The following is a 22,729-nucleotide window of genomic DNA, read 5'->3' on the forward strand; positions in this document are numbered from 1 at the left end:
GGCGGGCGCGGCCTTCTTCGCGGGGGCCGCCTTCTTCGCAGGTGCGGCCTTCCTCGCGACGGCGTGAGCCTGCCGGGCGACGGAACGTGCAACCCCGGGCTTCGCAGCGGCGGCCTTCGGGGCGGAACCCCGCTTCGCAGGCGCCGGACGAGCCGGTTTCCTGGGTTTCTTCTGCGCCATCTTCGCGTGACCTCCGGTCTTCAAGGATAACCCCGGGACGAGGACCGTTCGCGACTCCCGGGCGCCTCCCGACGAGCTGGCGGGAGGGTCGCCGAGCCGATCGGGAACCGCCGTCGCTCATCGCCTCCCCCGCGGCGGTTCGCACGGGAGGATCCGGAACGCGGGGTTTGCGGCTAACATCGTCGGTTTACCCGTTTCCGCCCGCGGCAGAGCCATGGGGCGCACGGGAGGAGGTGTACCCGGATGTCGACAGTCCCTTCACCCGCCGCGGGTTCGCCGGCCGCCGCCGTCGTCAACGACTTCTCCCTGCAGGTCGCCACGGCGAACGGCTCGGGGTCCCAGACGGCGAACAACGTCCTGCTTCGGTCGATCTTCCGGATGGGGGTCCCCGTCTCCGGGAAGAACCTCTTCCCCTCGAACATCCAGGGGCTCCCCACCTGGTTCACGATCCGGGCGAGCCGCCACGGCTACATCGGGCGGAGGCGCGAGCTGGACGTCCTCGTCCTCATGAACCCCGAGACCGCGGCGGAGGACGCCCTCGCGGCGGCGCCCGGCACGTCGGTCGTCTACGAGAAGAAGCTCGCCGTAGAGAAGCTGCGTGACGACCTTCGCCTCTTCCCCGTCCCGTTCTCCGAGCTGGCCGGAAAGCTCCCGCTCCCACCCGACCAGGCGAAGCTCCGACGGCTCCTCGTGAACATGATCTACGTCGGCGTCCTCTCCGACCTCATGGAGATCGACCCGGCGGAGATCGAGGCGTCGATCCGCCGGCAGCTCGGCGGGAAGGCGAAGGCCATCGACCTGAATCTCGCGGCGATGCGCCTCGGGATCGAGCACGCGGCGTCGGCCTTCCCCGAAAAGCTCCCCCACCGTGTCGCGCGAATGGACGCGACCGCGGGCAAGCTCATCATCGACGGCAACTCCGCCTCGGCGCTCGGCTGCCTCTTCGGTGGCGCGACCGTCTGCACCTGGTACCCCATCACCCCCTCCTCCTCCCTCTGCGAGACGTTCATCGACCTCTGCGCGGAGCACCGCGTGGACCCGGGAACGGGCCGCGCAACGGCGGCCATCGTCCAGGCCGAGGACGAGATCGCCTCCATCGGCATGGTTCTGGGCGCCGGGTGGGCCGGGGCGCGCGCCTTCACGGCGACATCCGGCCCCGGCATCTCCCTCATGTCCGAGCTCATCGGCTACGGCTATTACACCGAGATCCCTGCCGTCATCTTCGACGTGCAGCGCGTCGGACCGTCGACCGGCCTTCCGACGCGCACGATGCAGGGAGACGTCCTCATCTGCCACACGAACTCCCACGGCGACGGAAAGCACCCGGTCCTCTTTCCGTCCTCGCCCGAGGAGTGCTTCACGATGGCGCAGGAGGCCTTCGACCTCGCCGAGCGGCTCCAGACGCCGGTCTTCGTCCTGACCGACCTCGACCTCGGGATGAACAACTGGATGGCCGACCCCTTCCCGTACCCCGAAGCGCCGTTCGACCGCGGCAAGGTCCTGGACGCCGACGGCGTCGAGCGGCTGAAATCGACCTGGGGACGCTACCGGGACCTCGACGGCGACGGCATCCCCTGGCGGACGCTCCCGGGGACGGACCACCCGAAGGCGGCCTACTTCACGCGCGGGTCGGGACACAACGAAGCGGCGGGCTACACGGAGAAGGCACAGGACTACGTGAGGAACGTCGAACGCCTCGCGAGAAAGCTCGAGACCGCGCGCGGGCTGCTCCCGGGACCGGCGACCGAGGATCGTCCCGGCGCGGCGGCGGGCCTCCTGGCCTTCGGCACGTCGCACTACGGGACGACCGAGGGGCGCGACCTGCTCGAGCGCGAGCACGGCCTCCCGCTCGACTACCTCCGTCTCCGGGCCCTGCCGCTGGGCCCCGAGGCGCGCGCGTGGATCGACGGCCACGAGGTCGTCTACGTCGTCGAGCAGAACCGCGACGCCCAGCTCGCCGCGCTCCTGCGCGACGAGCTGCCCGGTCATGCCACCCGCTTCGTCTCCGTCCTCCAGTACGACGGGCTCCCGCTCGACGCCACGACGGTCGTCGACGGCGTTCTCTCCCACCGCGGACGCACCGGAGGTGCCCGATGAGCGCCACGCTCCCCGCCGCCCCGAAGACGAACCGGATCGGCCTCGCGAAGGCCGACTACGAAGGGGCGAAGTCGACCCTCTGCCTCGGCTGCGGCCACGACGTCATCACGAAGCAGATCGTCACCGCCTTCTTCGAGCTCGGCATCGAGCCGCGCCGGGTGGCGAAGTTCTCGGGCATCGGCTGCTCGTCCAAGACACCCGCGTACTTCCTGAACCGCGCGTGGGGGGTCAACGCCGTCCACGGCAGGATGCCCTCCGTCGCCACGGGAGCGCTCCTGGCGAACCCCGAGCTGCTCGGCATCGGCGTCTCGGGAGACGGCGACACCGCGTCGATCGGGATCGGGCAGTTCGTCCACCTCGTGCGGCGGAACATGCCGCTCGTCTACGTCGTCGAGAACAACGGCGTCTACGGCCTCACGAAGGGGCAGTTCTCGGCCACGGCCGACGTCGGATCCACGCTGAAAGGCGGCGGGGCCAACGACCTCGTGCCGATCGACATCTGCGGCCTCGCCATCGAGCTCGGCTGCGGCTTCGTCGCCCGCTCCTTCTCAGGCGACATGAAGCAGCTCCAGTCGATCCTGCAGGCCGCGATCACACACCGGGGAACCGCGGTCATCGACGTGATCTCCCCCTGCGTGACGTTCAACGACCACGAGGGATCGACGAAGAGCTACAAGTACGCCAGGGACCACGAAGAGCCGCTGCACGAGATCGGGTTCGTGCCGTACTTCGACGACACGGTCGCCGAGATCCCGCCCGGCGAGGTCAGGGACGTCCCCTTCCCCGACGGGAGCGTGGTCCGCTTCCACTCCGTCGGGCGCGACTACGACCCGACCGACAAGGACCAGGTCCTCGCGACCCTTCACCGGAGCCGGACGGCGAAGGAATTCCTGACCGGGATCCTCTACCTCGAGCCGGAGAAGCCGAGCTTCGCCAGGCTCCTCAACACCGTCGAGGAGCCCCTCACGACCCTGGGCGAGGAGCGCCTGCGCCCGTCCCGCGAGGTGCTCGCTGCGATCCTCGAGGCCTACCGGTGACGGCGCTGGGCGAAGTCCCGGCCCTTCCTGATCCGTGGAGCGGCCGTGCCCGAGTCGGATCATAATCATCGGATGATCCAAAGCCTCAGGACCCTGCGCCCCGGCATCGCCCTCCTCGCGCTCGGGCTCTTCGCCACGGGCTGCGCCACCACCGCCCCCGAGACGACCCTTCCGGGCCGGAACCTGGCCCTCATCGACGTGCAGTACCCCGAGAGCCGGATGTCGGGCGTCGCCATGGCAGCCGGGGAAGAGACCCCGACGGCCCGGATGGGCAAGTCGCTGATTCGGGAGCTCGGCCGCGACGGCAAGTTCCAGGTCGTCGACGCCCGGGGCGCCGGCGTCCGTCCTGCGGAGCTCGGAAAGGACGCGGCGAAGACGGCGGCGCTCGTCCGGTCGGCCCCCGCGGATGCGTACCTCGGCGTGCGCCTCCTCGACTGCGCCGCCCGCGCCATCACCGAGACCGAGCGGCGCGGCAGCGGCCCGACGGCTGTCGAGGTGACGGTCTACCTGTTCCGGGGCGAGTGCACGGCCGAGATGACGGCCTACGACCCGACCGGGAAGATCCTCAAGGTCCTCCAGAAGAGCGGCCGCTGGGACAGCCCGCGTCAGGAGCGCCCCGACTCGGGCGCCATGCAGTCGCAGGCCCTGACGAACGCCGTCGACAACACGGCCAATCGGATCGCCCGCGAGCTGAAGCCCGGACAGGCCGGCGCGCCCGCGGCGGCTCCCGAAGCGAAGTAGGACCCGGAGAACGAACGCCCCGGGTGGCGGCGCAGCGTGCGCCGCCACCCGGTCGCGATTTCAGACGCCTGCCGGGACCTCCGCCTCGACGCCGAGGGCGTCGGCGACGAGGCCCTCCTGCTCCATCGCGAAGATGTGGTGCGAGCCGGGTGCCGGACTCGCCGAGGAGCGCCGGCCGGCATAGCGAAGGGGCCGTCCAGGCCCGGCGCCCGGGACGGCGCCATCGAGGAACTGCTCGCGAACGAAGCGCCAGGCACCCATGTTCTTCGGCTCCTCCTGGGCAAAGACGAGCGTCGCGTCCTGCGGGTATCGCGCGAGGACCCGGCCGAGCGACTCGCCCGGGAACGGGTAGAGCTCCTCGAGCCTCACGATCGCGACGTCCGGGCGCGCCGCCTTCTCGCGGGCCGCGAGGAGCTCGTAGACGACCTTTCCGCTCGCGACGACGACCCGCCGCACGCCGTCAGCGCCGCCGGCGGCGAAGGCCCCGTCGTCGAGGACGGGCTGGAACGCCCCGCCTGCGATCTCGTCGAACGTCGAAACCGCCTTCGGGTGGCGCAGGAGGCTTTTCGGTGACATGACGATGAGCGGCCGCCGGACGTCGTCGCGCATCTGACGCATCAGGAGGTGGTAGTACTGCGCGGGCGTCGTCACGTTGGCGACGCTCATGTTGTCCTCGGCGCAGAGCGTCAGGAAGCGCTCGAGGCGCGCCGAGGAGTGCTCCGGCCCCTGCCCCTCCTGGCCGTGCGGCAGGAGGAGGACGAGATCGCAGGTCTGGCTCCATTTCTGCTCGGAGCCGGCGATGAACTGGTCGATGACGATCTGCGCCCCGTTCGCGAAGTCCCCGAACTGCGCCTCCCAGATGACGAGCGACGACGGGTCGGCGACGGCGTATCCGAACTCGAAGCCCATGACGCCGAACTCGGAGAGGAACGAGTCGATGACCTCGAACCGGGCCTGCGGCTCGGCGATCGCATTCAGGGGGATGAACTCGGCGCCGGTCTTCGGGTCGGCGAGGACGGAGTGGCGGTGGCTGAAGGTGCCCCGCCCCGAGTCCTGCCCGGAGAGGCGCACGGGCGTCCCCTCGAGAAGGAGCATCCCGAACGCGAGCATTTCGCCACCGGCCCAGTCGATCTCGGGGCGGCCGCTGGCGTAGTCGGCGCGCTTCTTCAGGAGCGGGCGCAGCTTCGGATGGACCTCGAACCCGGCAGGGAGGGTCGAGACGGCTTTCACGACCCGGGCGAGCTTCTCGCGGACGTCTCCTCCCGCTTCGTAACGGGGGGCTGCCGGGGCGAGGAGCGAGTCGGAGAAGGCGCCGCGCGTGCGCGTCGCCGCGGACGCGTCGTAGGCCTTCTCGAGCCTCTGCTTCGCGGCGACCCAGACGTTCTCGACCTCGGCCGCCGTCAGGAGACCGTCCCTCACGAGCGCGTCGCCATAGAGGCGCGCGACCGAGGAGTGATTCCGGATCTTGGCGTAGAGGAGCGGCTGCGTGTAGCTCGGCTCGTCCCCCTCGTTGTGGCCGTAGCGGCGGTAGCAGACCATGTCGACGACGACGTCGTGGCCGAACGCCTTCCGGTACTCGATCGCGAGGTCGACCGCCTGGACGACCGCCTCCGGGTCGTCGCCGTTCACGTGAAAGATGGGGGCCTGCACCGCCTTGGCGACGTCGGTACAGTACGGCGACGAGCGCGCGTCCTTCGGGTTCGTCGTGAAGCCGATCTGGTTGTTCACGATGACGTGGATCGTGCCGCCCGTCTGGTACCCCTCGAGCTTGCACATGTTGAGCGTCTCGGCGACGAGCCCCTGCCCCGCGAACGCGGCGTCGCCGTGGAGGAGGATCGGCAGAATCCGCTGGCGGGCCGCGTCGCCCGCGCGCTCCTGCTTGGCCCGGACCATCCCCTCGACGACCGGGTCGACCGCCTCGAGGTGGCTCGGATTCGGCGCCAGGCCCAGCTTCACCCTCTTCCCGTCGGGGGTCTCGTGGATGCCGACGGCGCCGAGGTGGTACTTCACGTCTCCCGAGCCCTGGATCGACTGCGGATCGAGGACGTCCTCGAACTCCGCGAAGATCCGGTCGACCTGTTTGCCGACGACCGTCGTCAGGATCGTCAGGCGCCCGCGGTGCGGCATCCCGACGACGGCCTCCTCGACGCCCATTTCGGCGGCCCGGTCGAGGAGCCGCGTCAGGAGCGGGATCGCCGCCTCGCCCCCCTCGAGGGAGAAGCGCTTGTGCCCGACGTACTTGGCGTGGAGGAACTTCTCGAAGCTCTCCGCCTCGACGAGCTTGGCGAGGAGCCGCTTGCGGTCGTCCGCCGAGAGCGCCGCGAGGTTCCGGGACGACTCCATCCGCTCCATGAGCCACGCCTTCTGGGCGGGGTCCTGGATGTTCATGAACTCGGCGCCGATCTTTCCGCAGTAGGTCTGCCGGAGGACCTCCAGGATCTCCCGGAGCGTCGCCTGGTCGCGCCCGGCGAGACCGTTGGTGATGAACTTCCGGTCGAGGTCCCAGATCGTGTAGCCGAACGTCGCCGGGTCGAGCTCGGCGTGGTAGGGAGGCGTGTCGAAGCCGAGCGGGTCGAGGTCGGCGAGGAGGTGCCCGCGCACCCGGTAGAAGTTGATGAGCGGGAGGATCCGCGCCTGCTTCTCGACCGCCTCGAGGCGCGAGGCGCCGCCGAGGAAGGGCGGGTTCCTGTCGGGCTCCCAGACGACGGGGCGGTGCGGCACGCGCAAGTCGCCGAAGATGCGCTCGTAGAAGCCGTTCCCGCCGAGGAGGAGCTCCTGGAGCGTCGCGAGGAACGCGCCCGACTCGGCTCCCTGGACGACCCGGTGGTCGTAGGTGGACGTCACCGCCATGACGCGGGAGATGCCGAGGCTCGAGACGACCTCGTCGGGCATCGCCTGGTACTCGGGCGGGTAGCCCATGGCGCCCGTGGCGACGATGCACCCCTGCCCCGGCATGAGGCGCGGGGAGGAGGACGTCGTGCCGAGCGTGCCGGGGTTCGTGAGCGAGATCGAGGTCCCGAGGAACGCTTCCGGCTCGATCGACCCGCGGCGGGCCTTGCCGATGAGGTTGTCGAACGTTGCGACGAACTCTGCGAAGTCGAGCTCCTCGGCCAGCTTGATGTTCGGAACGAGGAGGGTCCGGGTCCCGTCCTTCTTCGTCACGTCGACCGCGATGCCGAGGTTCACGTGGGGCTTCCGGACGCGCTGCGGCCTTCCCTCCGCCTCCGCGTAGGCGTCGTTCATCCCCGGGTGCTTCTCGATCGCCCTCACGATCGCCCAGGCGACGAGGTGGGTGAACGAGATCTTCGACTGGCGCACCGCCTCGCGGTGGTGGTTCAGGATCCGCCGGTTCTCCTCCATCGCCTTGACCGGGAGGACGCGCTGGGAGGTCGCCGTCGGAACGGAAAGGGAGGCGTCCATGTTGCGCGCGATCGTGGCGGAGCCGCCGACGAGGGGCTGGAGCTTCTCGCCGGGGCGCAGCTGCGGCGCCGGGAAGCGGGGCGCCGGAACCGGGGACGGGACCGGGGCCGGCGCCGCGACGAGAGGGGCGCCGACCGCCGGAGGAGCGAACTCGGGAGCGGCCTGCGCCATCTCCGAAGGGGCGGAGACCGGGGTGCCCCCGGCGCGGGCTCTCTTCTCGAACTGCTCGAACGTCCTCCGCCAGTCGTCTCCCACCGTGCCGGGGTTCAGCCGGTACTGCGCGTAGAGCTCGAGTGCGAATCCGGCGTTGTCGCCGAACGATTCGGTGAGGGCGTCGAGGACGGCGTCGTGCATTCGGATCTCCCTCTGTTCCGGCCGCTCCCGCCCGACGAGGCGGCGCGTCGGCACCCGCGCGCCCCAGGTGGGCCGGCGAGCCGATAATTTTAACCCGCCCGAGCCGTCCCGCCCCTGGCGGCCCCCGTCCGCGGCCCACCGGGAGACAATCCCCACCGATGAGCCTCTGGGATGCCGGCGTCGACCTGGGAGCCACGCTCGTGAAGGCCGTCGCCGTTCCGGCCGAACTGCCTCTCGGTTCGTTCGAGACGTTCGTCGCCCCGGCGGGGGACGAGCGCCTCCTGGACGCCTTTCTCCTCCGCCACTCGCTCCGCCACGTCGCCGCCACGGGTGGCGGCTCTTCGGCGCTGGCCGACAGGCTCGGCCAGACACGAAACGTCACCGTCGTCGACGAGTTCGCCTCCTGGGGAGCGGGAGAGCCGCTCCTCACCAGCCGCGCCGGTCTCGCCCTCGCCCATCCGCACCTCCTCGTGAGCCTCGGGACGGGGACGTCGATCCTCCGCATGGGCGGGGACGGCGCCGTCGCCCGCGTGGGCGGAACCGCGCTCGGCGGCGGGACGCTCCGGGGCCTCGGCCGGCTTCTTCTCGGGACGGACGACCACGACCGCCTCGTCGCCCTCGCCGCGACAGGCGACCGGCGACACGTCGACCTCCTCGTCGGCGACCTCTACAAGCCCGGGGGAATCGCCCTCGTCCCCGACCTGACGGCGGCGAACTTCGGCAAGGCCCACGAGCCGCGGGCCGACGACGTCGCCCACGCCCTCCTCGGTCTGGTCGGCGAGAACGTCGCCCTCCTCGCCGGGCAGATCGCCGTCGCCCTCGCCACCTCCGCCGACGACGCCCCCCCCCGCCGCAGGCCCGACGTCCTCTACGCGGGCTCCACGCTCCGCAACAACCCCCTCCTCGTCGAGATTCTCGGCAACGTCACGGCCCTCGTCGGAGCCCAGGCCTCTTTCCTCCCCCTCGGTGAGTTCACAGGCGCGCTCGGCTCACTGGCCCGCGTGCGCGCGGGAGGCTGACGCCCCGGGTCCGCGGTGCGAGACTCCGCGGATGGACGCGACGACTTCCTCCGTCTCCCCTCTCCTCGACCTCGAGGGCCGCGTCGCCCTCGTCACGGGCGCCTCCCGCGGCATCGGCGCCGCCACGGCGAGCCTTCTCGGACGCTGCAATGCCCGGGTGGCGATCCACTTCGGGAAGAGCCGCACGGAGGCCGAGGAGGTCGCAAACGGTATCGCCCGATCCGGCGGGCTGCAGGCGGCCGTGTTCCAGGCCGAGCTCGGCAGCGACGACGAACGCCGGCGCCTCCACCGCGAGGTCGTGGCCACTCTCGGTAGCCCGCTGCTCCTCGTCCACAACGCCGGGATCTACGTGAGGAATCCCTTCGAGGAGACCGACGACGCCGCCTTCCTCTCCCGCTGGAGGACGACGCAGAGCGTGAACCTCGAGTCGGCGGCGCACCTGACGCTCCTGGCGCTCCCGGCGATGCGCGCCGCCCGCTTCGGGCGGATCGTCATGGTCGCCTCCCGGGCGGCCTTCCGCGCCGAGACCGACGCGGCGAGCTACGCCGTCTCGAAAGCCGGGATGGTCAGCCTCGCGCGCTGCCTGGCCCGGAACGAGGGGTCGCACGGCATCACGGCGAACTCCATATGCCCGGGCTGGGTCGACACCGAGATGGCACGTCCCGACGTCGACGTGCGGAAGGCGGAGATCGAGGCGGAGATCCCGCTCGGGCGCATCGCGACCGCCGAGGACTGCGCCCGGGCGATCCTCTTCTACCTCTCCCCGCTGGCTCCTTACGCCAACGGCACCGCCCTGGGGCTCAATGGAGGTTCGTTTCTCCACTGACGTTCCGTGCGACGCGGGCGTCTCCTGCGGCACACGGCGCGCCCGGTCTCCGGAAATCCGTGCGGAATCCTCCGGCCGGGAGGACAATCGAGTCCGTGAGCCGTCTGCGCGGGCCCCTTGTCGTGGTGTTGTCCCTCGCAGGCGCAGCCGTGGCGCTCGGCCAGCCCCGGATCGAGCTTCCGGCAGGTCTCCCTCAGCAGTTCCGGCTCTACGCCGCCCCCCCCGCCCTCGAATCCTCGGCACCCCTCGCGGGGTTCGACACGACGAAGGGAGAGAGCCTCGTCCGGCTCCCCGGTGACTCCGACTCGGTGTTCACGCTGGGTGGCCCCGGTCCTTCGGGAGAGCCGCGCGTCCGCCTCGCCGTCGAGGTGAACGAGGCCGTCCTCCGGGTCCTGGCTCCAGACCCCAAGATCGAGTCGAACGACACCCGTCCCCGCTCGGGAGGCGACTGGAAGCCGATCGACGCCTCCGGGCGTCCCTACCAGCTGCGACTCGGCGCCCGCATCATCTGGTAGGCCGACGGAGACGGTAACGCCCCGGAGCTTCCGGGGCGTTCGTCCGTTCCGGTGAGCTCGCCCCGACTAAGTTGCAGGCTTTGCGGTCGCCGGCGCCTGGGGCTTCGGAGGCGGCGGCGGGACCCGGTTGATCGCGGCGTTGCGCGCCAGCGTCATCGGGAGGAGCGACAGGCCGGAGGGCTCGAACTGCCCCGCCTTCTTCGCCGGGCTCGCGCCGTAGTAAGGCCGGTAGCCGTACCCGGGGCCGCCCGCACCGGTGTCCGAAGGCTTCTCCGTCAGCTCGGGAATCCCGTAGACGGCGTCCTTCCGCGAGAAGTACGACATCTCGTAGTCCTTCGTCATCCAGATGGCGTCCTTCGGGCAGGCGTCGACGCAGAACCCGCACATGACGCAGCGCAGGAGGTCGATCTCGAAGACCGTCGGGTACTTCTCGTAGGCCAGGTTCGGGTGCTCCCCCGCCTCGATGTGGATGCAGTCGGCCGGGCAGGCCGTCGCGCACATGTAGCAGGCGACGCATTTCAGCGTGCCGTCCTCGCGCGCCTTGAGGATGTGGCGGCCCCGGTAGCGGTCGGAGTACGGACGCCGCTGCTCCGGGTACTCGATCGTCGGCCGCGTCTTCGGCGTGAAGACGTTCGCGACGAACTTCTTCAGCGTCAGTGCCATTCCCTGCAGCAGGGGCAGGTAGAGCCTCTCGCCGAGCGTCGGCTCGTGGGGCTGAATCGTGACGACTCTTCCGGGCATGTCGTCTCCCTCTCCTACCGGTCCAGCTCGCCGGCGATGATGTTGAGCGTCCCGAGCGTGGCCACCGAGTCGGAGACCATGCCGCCGATGATGATCTTCTCGAAGGCCGCGAAGAGCGGGAAGCAGGGGGGGCGCACCTTCACGCGGTAGGGGCGCCCGCTCCCGTCGGAGACGATCGAGTAGCCGAGCTCCCCGTTCGCCCCCTCCGTGTACGAGTAGATCTCTCCTGCCGGCACCTGGATCCCCTCGAAGACGTTCTTGAAGTGGAAGATGAGCCCTTCCATCTCGTTGTAGACCATCTCCTTCGGCGGGAGGACGACGCGGTAGTCGTCGGAGACGACCGGCCCTCCGGGGAGCTTGGCGACGACCTGCTCGATGATCCGGAGCGACTGCCTCATCTCCTCCATCCGGACGAGGTAGCGCGAGTAGTTGTCGCCTGCCGTCGTCACGGGGACGTCGAAGTCGACCTCGTCGTAACCGTCGTACGGCTTGTCCTTGCGGACGTCGTAGCCGACGCCCGATGCCCGGAGGCAGGGACCCGTGAAGCCCCATGCGATCGCCTGCTCCTTCGTCACGACGCCGGTCCCCGACATCCTCTTCTGGAAGATCCGGTTCTTCGTCAGGAGGGTCTCGACCTCCCGGATGTGCGTCGTGACGCTCTTGCCGAGCGTCCGGCACCACTCGACGAAGTTGTCGGGCACGTCGAGGGAGAGCCCCCCGATGCGCGCGTAGCTCGACGTGAGCCGCGCCCCGCAGCAGGCCTCGAGGAGGGAGTAGATCTCTTCTCTCGCCTGATAGGAGTACCAGAACGTCGTCAGGCCGCCGAGGTCGACGAGGTTCGCCCCGATGCAGACCATGTGGTCCATGATCCTCGAGAATTCCGACAGGACGACCCGGACCGCCCTCGCCCGGGCCGGGATCTCGATTCCGAGCATCTGCTCCACGGCCCGGGCATACCCGTTGCCGTTGATCATCGGCGAGCAGTAGTTCAGGCGGTCCGTGTAGGGGATCACCTGCGTGTACGTGTGCGTCTCCGACATCTTCTCGAAGCAGCGGTGCAGGTACCCGCACTCGCTTTCGGCCGCCACGATCCGCTCGCCGTCCACCCTGAGGACGATCCGGAGCGTGCCGTGCGTCGAAGGGTGCGACGGCCCGAAGTTGAGCGTCATCGTCTCGAAGACGTCCTCCGGGAGGTCGGACTTCGCGGCGAGGGCGGTCTGGAGAACGTCCTCGTCGGTGCAGAGCCAGCGCTGCCCGGCTTCGTAGTCCTTGCGAAGGGCATGGCCGACGAAGCCGTTGTGCGTCAGGAGGCGGGCGAGATTCGGGTGCCCGTCGAACCGTATCCCCATCAGGTCCCAGGCCTCGCGCTCGAACCAGTTCGACGCGGGCCAGACCTCGGTCAGAGTCGGGAGGCGAGGGTCGGCCGCCGGAAGCGCGACCCGCAGGCGCAGGTGCTCGTTGCGCTTCGTCGAGTAGAGGAGGGCGTTCAGCTGGAACCGCTCGTCGCCCCGGAGCTCAGGCGGACCATCGAGCTTGAGCCTGTCGACCGCGACGAGGTCGAGAAGCATGTCGTAGGCCGTGGACGGGTCGTCTCGCAGGAAGCGCGCCGCTTCGTGGAAGGCCCCGGGGGCCGCGACGACGGTCGGGACGTCGGCGGCAGGACGCCGCTCGACGGAAACCGCGCCGTCCGGGAACTTCCGTTCGAGGACCGGGGCGAAGGAGACGCCGCCCGTCGCCGAGAGGGTCGCGCTCACGCCTTGCTCCCCTTCTCGGCCTCAGCCTCGGCCTCGGCCGACTCGGCCATCTCGGGGAACTCCCGGCCGTGAGACCTGCCAGGCGCCATGACCGCATTCGACCAGGCGGGGAGCGACTCGACCTGCGGGTCGGTGCCGACGCGGATCGGGACGTAGGTCTTCGCCTCCCGGTGCCGGGCCAGCTCTCCCGACTGGATCCGCTTCTGCAGCTCGATCAGTCCGTGGATCAGGTTCTCCGGGGTCGGAGGACACCCCGCCACGTAGACGTCGACCGGGACGATCTCGTCGACGCCCTGAACGACGTGGTAGGCGCGGTAGAAGCCTCCCGTGCAGGCGCAGACGCCCATCGAGATGACCCACTTCGGCTCGGGCATCTGGTCGTAGATCTTCCGGAGGATCGGCGCCTGCTTGTCGGTGATCGTGCCCGCGATGATCATCAGGTCGGCCTGGCGCGGCGAGAACCTCACGACCTCGGCTCCGAACCGCGCGAGGTCGTAGTGGGACGAGACCGACGACATGAACTCGATGGCGCAGCAGGCCGTCCCGAACGGCATCGGCCAGAGCGAGTTCTTGTGGGCCCACTGGACGAGCGCGTCGAGCTTCGTCGTGAGGAAGTCGGTCCCCACGGTCGACGGGACTCCCGGCGCGAGCGGCGGCGCGATCCGCGCCGCCGGAAGAGGTACGTTCTTGTCGCTCATCTCACCCCCCGGTGCTCGTGAAACCGTTCACGAAGTCGATTGTAAAGGCGCCTCAGCGCTTTCCGTCGAGCATCTCGAGGATGACGGGGACGCAGCGCTCCCCGTGACAGGAGCCGGTCGTGCAACCGGTCTCCTGCGCCACTTCCTCTACGCTCCGGGCGCCCCTGGCGATGGCGTCGGCCACGCGGGGGTACTTGATCCCGTTGCAGATGCAGACGGGCTTGTACTTCAGCAGGATCCGGGCGTGCTTCTCGGAAACGGGGGCGTCGTCCATGGAGTCAGAAGTCGACCGTGTAGCGAATGGAGGCTCGGTCCTTCACCCGGTCGAGGTAGACCACCCCGTCGAGGTGGTCGTTCTCGTGCAGAACGACCCGGGCATGGAAGTCCTCAGCGACGAAGTCCACGGGTCTCCCCGTCTCGGAGAGCGCCCGGACGCGGACCTTCTTCGGCCTGGGGACCCGGGCAGCGAGAAACGGAACGGAAAGACAACCCTCCCAGTCCTCGACCTCTTTCGGGTCGAGCACCTCGAACGAGGGGTTGACGAGGATCGTCGGGGGCACCTCGAGGCCGGTCCCGCGCTTGCCGGCGGGCTCGACCATGTAGAGGAACGCGCGGACCCCAGCCGCGACCTGGGGAGCGGCGAGCCCCGTCCCCGAGTACTCGACCATCGTCTCGCGCAGGTCGTCGAAGAGCCCCCGGAAGCGCCCGCGCTTCAGGTCCTTCGGCTCGATCTGGGTCGCCGGGCGACGCAGGACGTCCGCACCGAGCTTCATCACCTTGAGAATCGCCAAGTCGCCCTCCCGAGAGGGGATTCTAGGAGCAGTCCGGGGTCCCGCCCCTCTCCGAACCCGGGGGGGGCCTGGGGACCGCGAACAGCGCCCCCGGAGACCGCGTACCCTGGAGAGCGTCACGACGGCCCGGGAGGCCGTCCGGGGAGGGAAAGAGATGGTGCCCAGGGGCGGAGTTGAACCGTCGACACCGCACTTTTCAGGCGCGTGCTCTACCAGCTGAGCTACCTGGGCACCCGGCACGCCGCGGCATGTACCTTGCGGACAGGCCCTCGACGCGACGCCCGGCGTTATACCGGCGGCCGCTAGAATAGTCAACGCGGCCGCCCCGCGCCGCGTCACAAACAAGAGACGAAATGATGCGCATTCCGAGATTCCTCCTGGCCCCCGTCCTGTTCCTCTCCCCCGTCCTCCTCGCGCAGGAGACCGGGACACCTCCTGCGGCCTCGCGCCTCCAGGACGAAAACCCCGTGTGGGCGGCGACTCTCGACGACGCCGTCGAGCGGGCGCGGGCGATGCGGGAAGGCCGCGTCTTCGTCGAGCTTCGAAGCGCCGATTGCCCGGAGTGCGTTCGGATGGAGAAGCTCATCTATCCCTCCGCGTCCTTCCGGTCGTTCATGCGGGACAAGGTCCCCGTGGTCCTCGACCGCGCATCGTCCGACGGGCAGCGCCTCGCCCAGCGTTTCGGCCTCCGGCGCGTGCCTGCGTGGCTCGTCCTCACACCGGATCTCCTTCTCGCCGGCAGGCACGAGGGCGGGTCGAGCCAGGCGCTCTGGATGGAGAAGTTCGTCGCTTCGGAACGGGCCTGGAACGAGTTCCGCAGGAAGCTGGACGTCGAGAAGAAGACCCCGAACGACCCGGCCGCCCTGTTCGCCGTCGGCGAGGAGGCCTACCGCCGCGCCGGCGACGCGATGGCCAGGGAGCGGTTCGAGCGCATCGCGGCCGACGAGAAGGCGCCTGCGGAGCTCCGCGAGCGGTCGCTCGCCTACCTCGCGGGCATCGCGCTCGAGGATCGGCGGTTCGACGACGCCGAGAAGGCGCTGAAGCAGATTCTCGCAACGACGAAGAACCCCACCCTCGCCGAGCAGGCCGACCTTCGCCTCGCGGACGTCGAGATCGGCCGGGGAGAACGGAAAAAAGCCAGGGCGCACCTGAAGGCCTTCCTCCAGAAGCACCCCCAGTCCCCGATGCGCAAGGACGTCGAGGCCCTCATCGAGGCGCTCGACGGCGCGAAGCCCTGAAGGAGCCCCCGATGACGCGTCCCCCTCTCCGTCGGCTCCTCGCCGCGGCCGGTCTTCTCGTCCTCCTCGCCTCGGGGTCCCTGGCGGCCCAGGATCCCGGGTCCTCCCCTGTCGTCATGCTTCGGCTCGCGGCCGGCTCGGACAGGCTCGTCGCGGGGCAGCCCTTCCGGCTCGCCATCGTGGCCACGATCGCGCCGGGATGGCACGTCAACTCCGACAAGCCGCTCGAGGACTACCTCATCCCGACGGAGGCGGCCGTGGTGCCGGTCGAGGGACTCTCGTTCGCCGCCCCCGCCTACCCCGCCCACAAGGAGCAGAAGCTCCCCTTCTCCGAGAAGCCGCTCGCCCTCTTCGACGGCGAGACCGTCATCGTCGTGGAGGGGACGGCGGGAGCCGACGCCCTCCCCGGGCCCAGGACTCTGCGGGCCACCCTCGACTACCAGCCCTGCAACGACGCCCAGTGCCTCGCCCCGGCCCAGGCGGAGGCGACGCTCGAGATCGAGGTCGCGCCGGCAGGAACGACCGTCACCGCGGCGAACGCCGCGCTCTTTCCGCTCGCCGGGGCCCGCACGGCCGACGGCGCCGCCCCCGCAGCCGAGGGAACCGAACCGTCCCCGCCGGCCGACTCCGGCCCCTTCGCCGGCCGCTCCCTCCCCGCCATCCTCGGCCTCGTCTTCCTCGCGGGCCTCGCCCTCAACCTGACCCCCTGCGTCTACCCCTCATACCGATCACCGTCGGGTTCTTCTCGCGCCAGAGCGAGGGGAAGACGAGCCGCACGTTCGGCCTCGCGCTCGCGTACGTCCTCGGGATGAGCGTCACCTACTCCGCGCTCGGCGTCTTCGCGGCCCTCTCCGGCTCCCTCTTCGGCTCCTGGCTGCAGAAGCCGGCCGTCCTCGTCGTCATCGCCCTCATCGTCCTCGCGCTCGCCCTTTCGATGTTCGGGCTCTACGAGCTCCAGGCCCCGCACTTCATCACCGACCGGACCGGCAGCAAGGCCGGGGTCGCCGGTGCGCTCACGATGGGCCTCTTCGTCGGCTTCGTCGCGGCGCCCTGCATCGGGCCGTTCGTCCTGTCGCTCCTGACCTACGTCGCCCAGCAGGGCTCGGCCGCGCTCGGCTTCGGCCTCTTCTTCACGCTCGCGATGGGCCTCGGCCTTCCCTACCTCGTCCTCGGCACCGTCTCCGGCAGCCTCAAGGCGATGCCGCGGTCGGGCGAGTGGATGATCGCCGTCCGCAAGGTCTTCGGATTCCTCCTCGTCGCCCTCGCGGCCTGGTTCCTCCGCCCGCTCCTCCCCGAGCGCGTCTTCGAGTTCGCCGTCGCGATCCCGCTGATCGCCGGAGGCGTCTGGTTCCTCTTCTTCGAGAGGACGGGCTCCTCCCTCGGCTGGTTCCGGTGGACGAAGCGCGTCGTCGGCATCGCGCTCCTGGCTGCGGCCGTGCCGTTCGTCCTCCCTGCGAAGAAGGGCGAGGCCCTCGCCTTCCAGCCCTACTCCGACGCCGCCCTCGCCGAGGCGGCCGCGGCGGGCAAGCCGGTCGTCATCGACTTCTACGCGGACTGGTGCCTGCCGTGCAAGGAGCTCGAGAAGTTCACCTTCACCGACGCGGGCGTGAGACAGGCGCTCGAAGGCTGGGTGCTGCTCAAAGCGGACCTGACGAAGAGCGCTTCTCCGGAGGTCTCCGCCCTCCGGACGAAGTGGAACATCCAGGGCGTGCCGACGATGGTCTTCCTCGGCCCGGACGGGAAGGAATCGAAGCCGCGGGTCGTCCAGTTCGAGAAGCCGGGCGCCTTCCTGTCGCGATTCCCGAAGTGAGGGTTCCCCGGGGAGCGACGCCCGGCGCTCCCCGGGGACGCATTCAGGCCTTCGTCGTGCGTCCCAGCTTGATGGCCAGCGCCGCCTTCGCGGCCCGCCGCTGCGCTTCCTTCTTCGTCGCGCCCGAGCCCTTCGCCGAGATGTCCTCGTCGTAGACGACCTCGAAGACGAACTCCTTCAGGTGGTCGGGTCCGCTCTCCGAGAGGAGCCGGTAGGACGGAAGCGGCTTGCCCTCCCCCTGCGCGAGCTCCTGCAGCGCCGTCTTGTAGTCGTGGAACGAGAGCTCTCCGGGGTCGAGCTCCGCGACGGCAGCGGCAAAGTGCCGTCGCGCGACGTCCCGTGCGGTGCCCAGTCCCGCGTCCAGCGTGATCGCCGCGAAGACCGCCTCGAACGCGTCGGCCAGGAGCGACTCCCGCACGCGCCCCCCCGACCGGCTCTCCCCGGCCGCCAGCAGCAGCGCCTCGCCGATCCCCAGCTCCCGCGCGAGCCGCGCGAAGCTCGGCTCCGACACGAGGTGCGAGCGCGCCTTCGACAGCTGCCCCTCGCGGAACCCCGGAAACGCCTCGAAGAGCATCTCGGCCACGAGGAAACCGAGGATGCTGTCGCCGAGGAACTCGAGCGTCTCGTTGTCCTTGACCGCCTCCGACCTCGGCGCCTCGTTCGCGTAGGAGGAATGGGTCAGCGCCCGGTCCAGGAGCGCACGGTCGCGAAAGTGGTACCCGAGGGCCTCCTCGAGAGAAGTCAGCTGCTCGTCGCGTGTCACGGGGGGATCGTAGCGAAGGACGAGCGCCGCGTCTCGGCCGGCCACCTGGTCCCGACCGAAAGCCAGCGAGCAGAATCCCGCCGAGACATCGACGGTCGAGCCCGGGGGCGAGGGGCTCCCGGATGCGATCATCCCTTGCGCCAACGGCTCCGTCCGCCAGGAGAGACCTTGACGAAGTACGTCCTCGCCCTCGACCAGGGGACCACCAGCTCCCGCGCGATCGTCTTCGACCGCCAGGGGTGCATCGTCGCCTCCGCGCAGAAGGAGCTGACCCAGATCTTCCCGCGGCCCGGCTGGGTCGAGCACGACCCCGCCGAGATCTGGTCGTCGCAGGCCGGCGTCGCGGCGGAGGCCGTCACGCGCGCCGGGCTCTCGGCGGGCGACCTCGCCGCGATCGGCATCACGAACCAGCGCGAGACGACGATCGTCTGGGAGCGCGGGAGCGGGCGGCCCGTTCACAACGCCATCGTCTGGCAGGACCGGCGCACCGCGGGGCTCTGCGACCGCCTCCGGCAGGCCGGCCACGAGCCCCTCTTCCGCCGGAAGACCGGGCTGGTCCTCGACTCGTACTTCTCCGGCACGAAGGTCCGCTGGATCCTCGACCACGTCGAGGGGGCCCGGGAGCGGGCCGAGCGCGGCGAGCTCTGCTTCGGCACCGTGGACAGCTGGCTCGCCTGGCAGCTGACGGGCGGCGCGCTCCACGTCACCGACGCGTCGAACGCCAGCCGGACCCTGATGTACGACATCCACACCGGCGATTGGGACGCCGAGCTGCTCGACGTGCTCGGCGTCCCGCGCGCGATGCTTCCCGAGGTGCGCCCGAGCAGCGAGGTCTACGGCCACACTGCGGCTCCGCTCCTCTCGCGGCCGATCCCGATCGCCGGGATCGCCGGCGACCAGCAGGCGGCCCTCTTCGGCCAGCGGTGCACCGAACGCGGCATGGTCAAGAACACCTACGGCACGGGGTGCTTCCTGCTGCTGCACACCGGAGAGGCGGCCGTCCCCTCGCGGCACAACCTGCTGACCACGGTGGCGTGGAGGATCGGCGAGAGGACCGAGTACGCGCTCGAGGGAAGCGTCTTCATCACGGGCGCCGTGGTCCAGTGGCTGCGCGACGGGCTGAAGCTGATCCGCTCCTCGGACGAGGTCGAGGCGCTCGCCGCCTCGGTCCCGGACAACGGCGGCGTCTACCTGGTGCCGGCCTTCGCCGGCCTGGGCGCCCCGCACTGGGACCCGTACGCGCGCGGGACGATCGTCGGACTCACGCGAGGCACCACCGCTGGCCACCTCGCCCGCGCGGCCCTCGAAGGGATCGCCTTCCAGGTGGCCGACGTCCTGGAGGCGATGCAGGCCGATTCCGGCATCGACCTCAGCGAGCTGCGGGTGGACGGAGGCGGCGCCGTCAACGACCTCCTGATGCAGTTCCAGGCGGACATCCTCGGCGTCCCCGTGGTCCGGCCGCGGGTCTTCGAGACGACCGCCCTCGGCGCGGCCTACCTCGCCGGGCTCGCCACGGGCTTCTGGGAGAGCGAAGCGGACATCCGCGAGCAGTGGCAGGAGGAGCGCCGCTTCGAACCCGCCATGCCCTCCGGGTCCGTCGCCCGCCTCCGCGCCGGCTGGCAGCGGGCGCTGGGGCGCTCCCGCGGGTGGGAGGAGCCGGAGGAGTAGCTTGCGGTGCGGCGCCCCGCGGACTTGCGGGTCACTGACCTACGGAACCTCGCGGCGCCCCGGGATCCACTACCCGCTGAAGGCCCTTCAATGCCGCATGTACGCCCTACAACGGATCCGCCCGGGCCGCGGTCGTGCCTCAGAGTCCCCTGTAGCGGCACGCGACCAGCAGGAGGCCGAAGCCCAGGATCCAGGACCACGTTGCGACCGTGGCTCCGGGCTGGATCACGGCGAAGCGGGCGGCGAGCGCGACGGCGAACAGGACCAGGCAGACGATCCAGGTGCCGAGCTTCGGTGCGTTCGCCCGGGCAGACAGCTTCATGTTCATTGTTCCTCACGCTCCGATCGGCTGGCTCGCAACATCCGGACCAGATGGCCGCGGGCCGTCGAGCCCGTCCCTGGCGTACCCGGAACGGCCCTCGCCCTCACCCTGGTGCGCGGGAAGCGATTCGGCGCATTGCCGGAGGAGGGATTCGAACCCTCACGGCCCTTACAGGCCTGGGGCTTTTAAGGCCCCTGCGTCTGCCGTTCCGCCACTCCGGCCCTCCGAGGAAAACCTCTGCGTCTCAGGCCGGAACGCCCTTTCCGACCGGCGTGAGCCAGCCGAACCGGTCTTCCACCTTCCCCTCGACGAGGTCGAAGAAGGCCTGCTGGATTTTCGCCGTGAGCGGGCCCCGGTGGCCCGCGCCGACGACGATCCGGTCGACGGAGCGGATCGGCGTGATCTCGGCCGCGGTGCCCGTGAAGAAGAGCTCGTCGGCCGCGTAGAGCATCTCCCTCGGCAGCGCCCGCTCCTCGACCGTGATCCCCATCTCGGCCGCAAGCCGGATGACCGAGTTTCGGGTGATGCCCGGGAGGGCCGACGAGGAGAACGGCGGCGTGTAGACGCGGTCCTTCCAGACGACGAAGAGGTTCTCGCCCGAGCCCTCCGAGACGCGCCCGGTGTCGTCGAGGGCGATCCCCTCCTCGTATCCGTTGACGATCGCCTCCATCTTGATGAGCTGGCTGTTGGCGTAGTTCGCCGTCGACTTGGCCATCGCCGGCATGGTGTTGGCGCCGAGGCGCGTCCACGACGAGCAGCAGACGTCGACGCCCTTCTCCATCGCCTCGGGGCCGAGGTACTTGCCCCACGGGTAGCAGCCGATCATCACGTCGACCGGGTTCGGGAACGGGTTCACGCCCAGCATGCCGAAGCCCCGGTAGGCGAGGGGCCGGATGTAGCACGCCTCGAACCCGTTGGCCCGGATCGTCTCGAGCGTGGCGGCCTTGAGCTGCTCGAGCGTCCAGGGGATCTCCATCCGGTACATCTTCCCGGACCAGAAGAGGCGGTCGAGGTGCTCCTCGAGACGGAAGACCTCGGGTCCCCGCGCCGTGCGGTAGCACCGGATCCCCTCGAAAACTCCCGAGCCGTAGTGGAGGGCGTGCGTGAAGACGTGGACCTTCGCGTCTGCGAAATCCACCAGCTTGCCGTTCATCCAGATCTTCTTGACGTCTTCGAAGGCCATCGACCCCTCCTCGGGCGGATGATATCCGCCGCACTCCGGCCGGCGAGGCTCAGGGTGCGTCGTCGTCGACCAGGCTCACGAGGGCGGCGACCACCGCCGTCTCGAGGCGCAGGATCCGGCCTCCGAGGCCGAACGGGATCGCCCCCGCCTCGTCGAGAAGGCGTTCCTCGTCGGCATCGAAGCCCCCCTCGGGTCCCACGGCTACGGCCACGTCGACGGCGGGAACCACGCCGGCGGCGAGCCGGGGTGCGCCCGGACGGGCGACGAAGATCGGCCCATCGCAGAGACCGAGGGCGGTGGCGAGAGACTGCGGGGCGAGGATCTGGGGAACGACGGTCCGGTCGCACTGCTTCACCGCTTCGGCCGCGATCCGGCGGAGCCGGTCGAGTTTTGCGGCGGCCGCGGCGACGTGAGGCCCCTGGGAGCGGGCGGCCACGACGAGCACGAACCGAGCGGCGCCGCATTCGGTTCCCTTCTCCACGGCCCACTCCACGCGGGCCAGCTCTCCCACGCCGAGGAGGACGGTCACGCGGCGAATCGGTTCGCCCCGCACCGGTACGAGCTCCCGCACGACGGCCTCCCGGCCGTCCGTCGACAGGCGTGCCTCGGCGCGAAGACCGGCTCCGTCCAGAAGGACGATCTCCCCGCCCGGTCGGACGCGGGAGACCTTGAGGTGGCGGGCCTCCGCGTCCGGGAGGACGATCCGCTCCCCTGCCTGCAGGCGGGCTCCGGGAACGAGGACCCGCGGCGCGGAGCTCACGGATGTACCGAGAGCGTTCCGAGCCACTCGCCTTCGGAGGCGAGCTCCCGCGGACGCAGTCCCGCACCCTCGAGAAGCCGGAGGAACTCCTCCTCCCGCGCCACGAGCTGACCGGAGGTCACGAAAACCCCACCCGGGGGAAGGAGCGACGCGAGCCCCGGGAGCAGCGGGCCGACCTCCTCGTGCAGCATGTTCGCGACGATCAGGTCGAAACGCGCGGCGGGCGAGAGGCTCTCGAGGAGCCCTCCCCAGAAGGCGCACCCGTCGATGGCGTTCCTGCGTGCGTTCACGCGCGAGGCAAGAGGCGCTTCGAGGTCGAGATCGAATCCGAAGGACCGGCCGGCGCCGGCGATCTTCGCCGCGAGAGCGAGCGTTCCCGCGCCGCAACCGACGTCGAGGACGGTTCCCCCCGCAGGGACCGACGACAGGAGAAGGCGAAGGGCCAGGCGGGTCGACTCGTGCGAGCCGGTTCCGAACGCCCGTTCCGCCGGGAGGAGAAGCCGCTGGCGACCGCCGGGGTCCGCCGAGGGCGGATCGTGGGGATCGAGGACGAGCCCGCCCGCCGCGACCGGCCGCTGGAGGGCTGCCGCGTCGGCGACCCAGTCCCTCTCGGGCTCGGCTTCTCGTCCGAGGATCGCGATGCCCGCAAGCTCCAGCCGCTGCTCGACTTCGCGGGCCTCCCCTTCCGAGACCCACACGGAGAGAGACCCCGCGCGGACGGTCCACGAGACGAAGAGGTCCGCGAGAGCTTCCTCGAGCGCCGGTTCGGCGGCGGGAGGAAGCGAGAATCGAAGGGCTCCGGGCATCGCCGC

At 70.3% G+C, this 22,729-nt stretch carries 20 protein-coding genes and 2 tRNA genes; 9 read left to right on the forward strand and 13 right to left on the reverse strand.

Annotated elements, in window-relative coordinates; genetic code table 11:
- Positions 1 to 423: 423 nt before the first annotated feature.
- From IPN03_02470 to IPN03_02480, 3 genes are all read left to right on the forward strand, one after another.
- A complete protein-coding gene (locus IPN03_02470; GenBank protein ID MBK9372617.1) occupies positions 424 to 2,277 on the forward strand; it encodes a 2-oxoacid:acceptor oxidoreductase subunit alpha in 1,854 nt (617 codons plus the stop codon).
- Positions 2,274 to 3,314, forward strand: a complete 1,041-nt coding sequence (locus tag IPN03_02475) for a 2-oxoacid:ferredoxin oxidoreductase subunit beta (protein ID MBK9372618.1) — start codon at positions 2,274 to 2,276, stop codon at positions 3,312 to 3,314. The genes IPN03_02470 and IPN03_02475 overlap by 4 nt, the downstream gene beginning before the upstream one ends.
- A gap of 72 nt (positions 3,315 to 3,386) precedes the next feature.
- Positions 3,387 to 4,055 carry a hypothetical protein gene (locus IPN03_02480; protein MBK9372619.1) on the forward strand — a complete coding sequence of 223 codons (669 nt, stop codon included), beginning with the start codon at positions 3,387 to 3,389 and terminating at the stop codon, positions 4,053 to 4,055.
- 60 nt (positions 4,056 to 4,115) lie between these two features.
- On the opposite strand, the gene IPN03_02485 is transcribed toward IPN03_02480, so the two are convergent.
- Positions 4,116 to 7,829 (reverse strand): multifunctional oxoglutarate decarboxylase/oxoglutarate dehydrogenase thiamine pyrophosphate-binding subunit/dihydrolipoyllysine-residue succinyltransferase subunit, encoded by a 3,714-nt coding sequence (locus IPN03_02485; GenBank protein MBK9372620.1) that lies wholly within the window; start codon positions 7,827 to 7,829, stop codon positions 4,116 to 4,118.
- Between the two features lie 158 nt (positions 7,830 to 7,987).
- Between IPN03_02485 and IPN03_02490 the strand changes: the two genes are divergently transcribed.
- The 3 genes from IPN03_02490 to IPN03_02500 all read left to right on the forward strand — a co-directional run bounded on the left by IPN03_02490 (position 7,988) and on the right by IPN03_02500 (position 10,189).
- Complete coding sequence (locus IPN03_02490) at positions 7,988 to 8,848, forward strand: hypothetical protein (protein ID MBK9372621.1); 861 nt, start codon at positions 7,988 to 7,990, stop codon at positions 8,846 to 8,848.
- A gap of 31 nt (positions 8,849 to 8,879) precedes the next feature.
- Positions 8,880 to 9,674 carry an SDR family oxidoreductase gene (locus IPN03_02495; protein ID MBK9372622.1) on the forward strand — a complete coding sequence of 265 codons (795 nt, stop codon included), beginning with the start codon at positions 8,880 to 8,882 and terminating at the stop codon, positions 9,672 to 9,674.
- A 95-nt stretch (positions 9,675 to 9,769) separates the two neighbouring features.
- Positions 9,770 to 10,189: a hypothetical protein gene (locus IPN03_02500; GenBank protein MBK9372623.1), complete on the forward strand. Its 420-nt coding sequence runs from the start codon at positions 9,770 to 9,772 to the stop codon at positions 10,187 to 10,189.
- 66 nt (positions 10,190 to 10,255) lie between these two features.
- Here IPN03_02500 and IPN03_02505 read toward each other — a convergent pair whose 3' ends face one another.
- The 6 genes from IPN03_02505 to IPN03_02530 all read right to left on the reverse strand — a co-directional run bounded on the left by IPN03_02505 (position 10,256) and on the right by IPN03_02530 (position 14,404).
- The gene (locus IPN03_02505; protein ID MBK9372624.1) at positions 10,256 to 10,930 is read right to left on the reverse strand and encodes an NADH-quinone oxidoreductase subunit I; all 675 of its coding nucleotides are present in this window, start codon (positions 10,928 to 10,930) and stop codon (positions 10,256 to 10,258) included.
- A 14-nt stretch (positions 10,931 to 10,944) separates the two neighbouring features.
- Positions 10,945 to 12,279, reverse strand: a complete 1,335-nt coding sequence (locus tag IPN03_02510) for an NADH-quinone oxidoreductase subunit D (GenBank protein ID MBK9372625.1) — start codon at positions 12,277 to 12,279, stop codon at positions 10,945 to 10,947.
- 401 nt (positions 12,280 to 12,680) lie between these two features.
- Positions 12,681 to 13,382: an NADH-quinone oxidoreductase subunit NuoB gene (nuoB, locus tag IPN03_02515; GenBank protein ID MBK9372626.1), complete on the reverse strand. Its 702-nt coding sequence runs from the start codon at positions 13,380 to 13,382 to the stop codon at positions 12,681 to 12,683.
- Between the two features lie 52 nt (positions 13,383 to 13,434).
- Complete coding sequence (locus IPN03_02520; GenBank protein MBK9372627.1) at positions 13,435 to 13,656, reverse strand: (2Fe-2S)-binding protein; 222 nt, start codon at positions 13,654 to 13,656, stop codon at positions 13,435 to 13,437.
- Between the two features lie 4 nt (positions 13,657 to 13,660).
- Positions 13,661 to 14,173, reverse strand: a complete 513-nt coding sequence (locus IPN03_02525) for a peptide deformylase (protein ID MBK9372628.1) — start codon at positions 14,171 to 14,173, stop codon at positions 13,661 to 13,663.
- 155 nt (positions 14,174 to 14,328) lie between these two features.
- Positions 14,329 to 14,404: transfer RNA gene (locus IPN03_02530), tRNA-Phe, on the reverse strand.
- A 125-nt stretch (positions 14,405 to 14,529) separates the two neighbouring features.
- Between IPN03_02530 and IPN03_02535 the strand changes: the two genes are divergently transcribed.
- Both IPN03_02535 and IPN03_02540 read left to right on the forward strand, forming a co-directional pair.
- Complete coding sequence (locus IPN03_02535; protein ID MBK9372629.1) at positions 14,530 to 15,411, forward strand: hypothetical protein; 882 nt, start codon at positions 14,530 to 14,532, stop codon at positions 15,409 to 15,411.
- Between the two features lie 460 nt (positions 15,412 to 15,871).
- Positions 15,872 to 17,221 carry a thioredoxin family protein gene (locus tag IPN03_02540; GenBank protein MBK9372630.1) on the forward strand — a complete coding sequence of 450 codons (1,350 nt, stop codon included), beginning with the start codon at positions 15,872 to 15,874 and terminating at the stop codon, positions 17,219 to 17,221.
- A gap of 43 nt (positions 17,222 to 17,264) precedes the next feature.
- Here the strand turns inward: IPN03_02540 and rnc are convergent, their stop codons facing one another.
- Entirely contained in the window at positions 17,265 to 17,984 is a 720-nt protein-coding gene (rnc, locus tag IPN03_02545; GenBank protein ID MBK9372631.1) for a ribonuclease III, read from the reverse strand.
- Here rnc and glpK point away from each other — a divergent pair.
- Positions 17,895 to 19,652: a glycerol kinase GlpK gene (gene glpK / locus IPN03_02550; protein MBK9372632.1), complete on the forward strand. Its 1,758-nt coding sequence runs from the start codon at positions 17,895 to 17,897 to the stop codon at positions 19,650 to 19,652. The two genes, rnc and glpK, sit on opposite strands and share 90 nt — an antisense overlap.
- Before the next feature lie 139 nt (positions 19,653 to 19,791).
- Here glpK and IPN03_02555 read toward each other — a convergent pair whose 3' ends face one another.
- From IPN03_02555 to IPN03_02575, 5 genes are all read right to left on the reverse strand, one after another.
- Complete coding sequence (locus IPN03_02555; GenBank protein ID MBK9372633.1) at positions 19,792 to 19,974, reverse strand: hypothetical protein; 183 nt, start codon at positions 19,972 to 19,974, stop codon at positions 19,792 to 19,794.
- Between the two features lie 136 nt (positions 19,975 to 20,110).
- Positions 20,111 to 20,195: transfer RNA gene (locus IPN03_02560), tRNA-Leu, on the reverse strand.
- Between the two features lie 23 nt (positions 20,196 to 20,218).
- Positions 20,219 to 21,157, reverse strand: coding sequence for a branched-chain amino acid transaminase (locus IPN03_02565; protein ID MBK9372634.1), 939 nt, complete (start codon positions 21,155 to 21,157; stop codon positions 20,219 to 20,221).
- A 49-nt stretch (positions 21,158 to 21,206) separates the two neighbouring features.
- Positions 21,207 to 21,917 carry a 16S rRNA (uracil(1498)-N(3))-methyltransferase gene (locus tag IPN03_02570; GenBank protein MBK9372635.1) on the reverse strand — a complete coding sequence of 237 codons (711 nt, stop codon included), beginning with the start codon at positions 21,915 to 21,917 and terminating at the stop codon, positions 21,207 to 21,209.
- Positions 21,914 to 22,723, reverse strand: a complete 810-nt coding sequence (locus IPN03_02575; protein MBK9372636.1) for a 50S ribosomal protein L11 methyltransferase — start codon at positions 22,721 to 22,723, stop codon at positions 21,914 to 21,916. The genes IPN03_02570 and IPN03_02575 overlap by 4 nt, the downstream gene beginning before the upstream one ends.
- Positions 22,724 to 22,729 lie beyond the last annotated feature (6 nt).

It is taken from the genome of Holophagales bacterium, assembly GCA_016719485.1.
Lineage (GTDB): Bacteria > Acidobacteriota > Thermoanaerobaculia > UBA5066 > UBA5066 > UBA5066.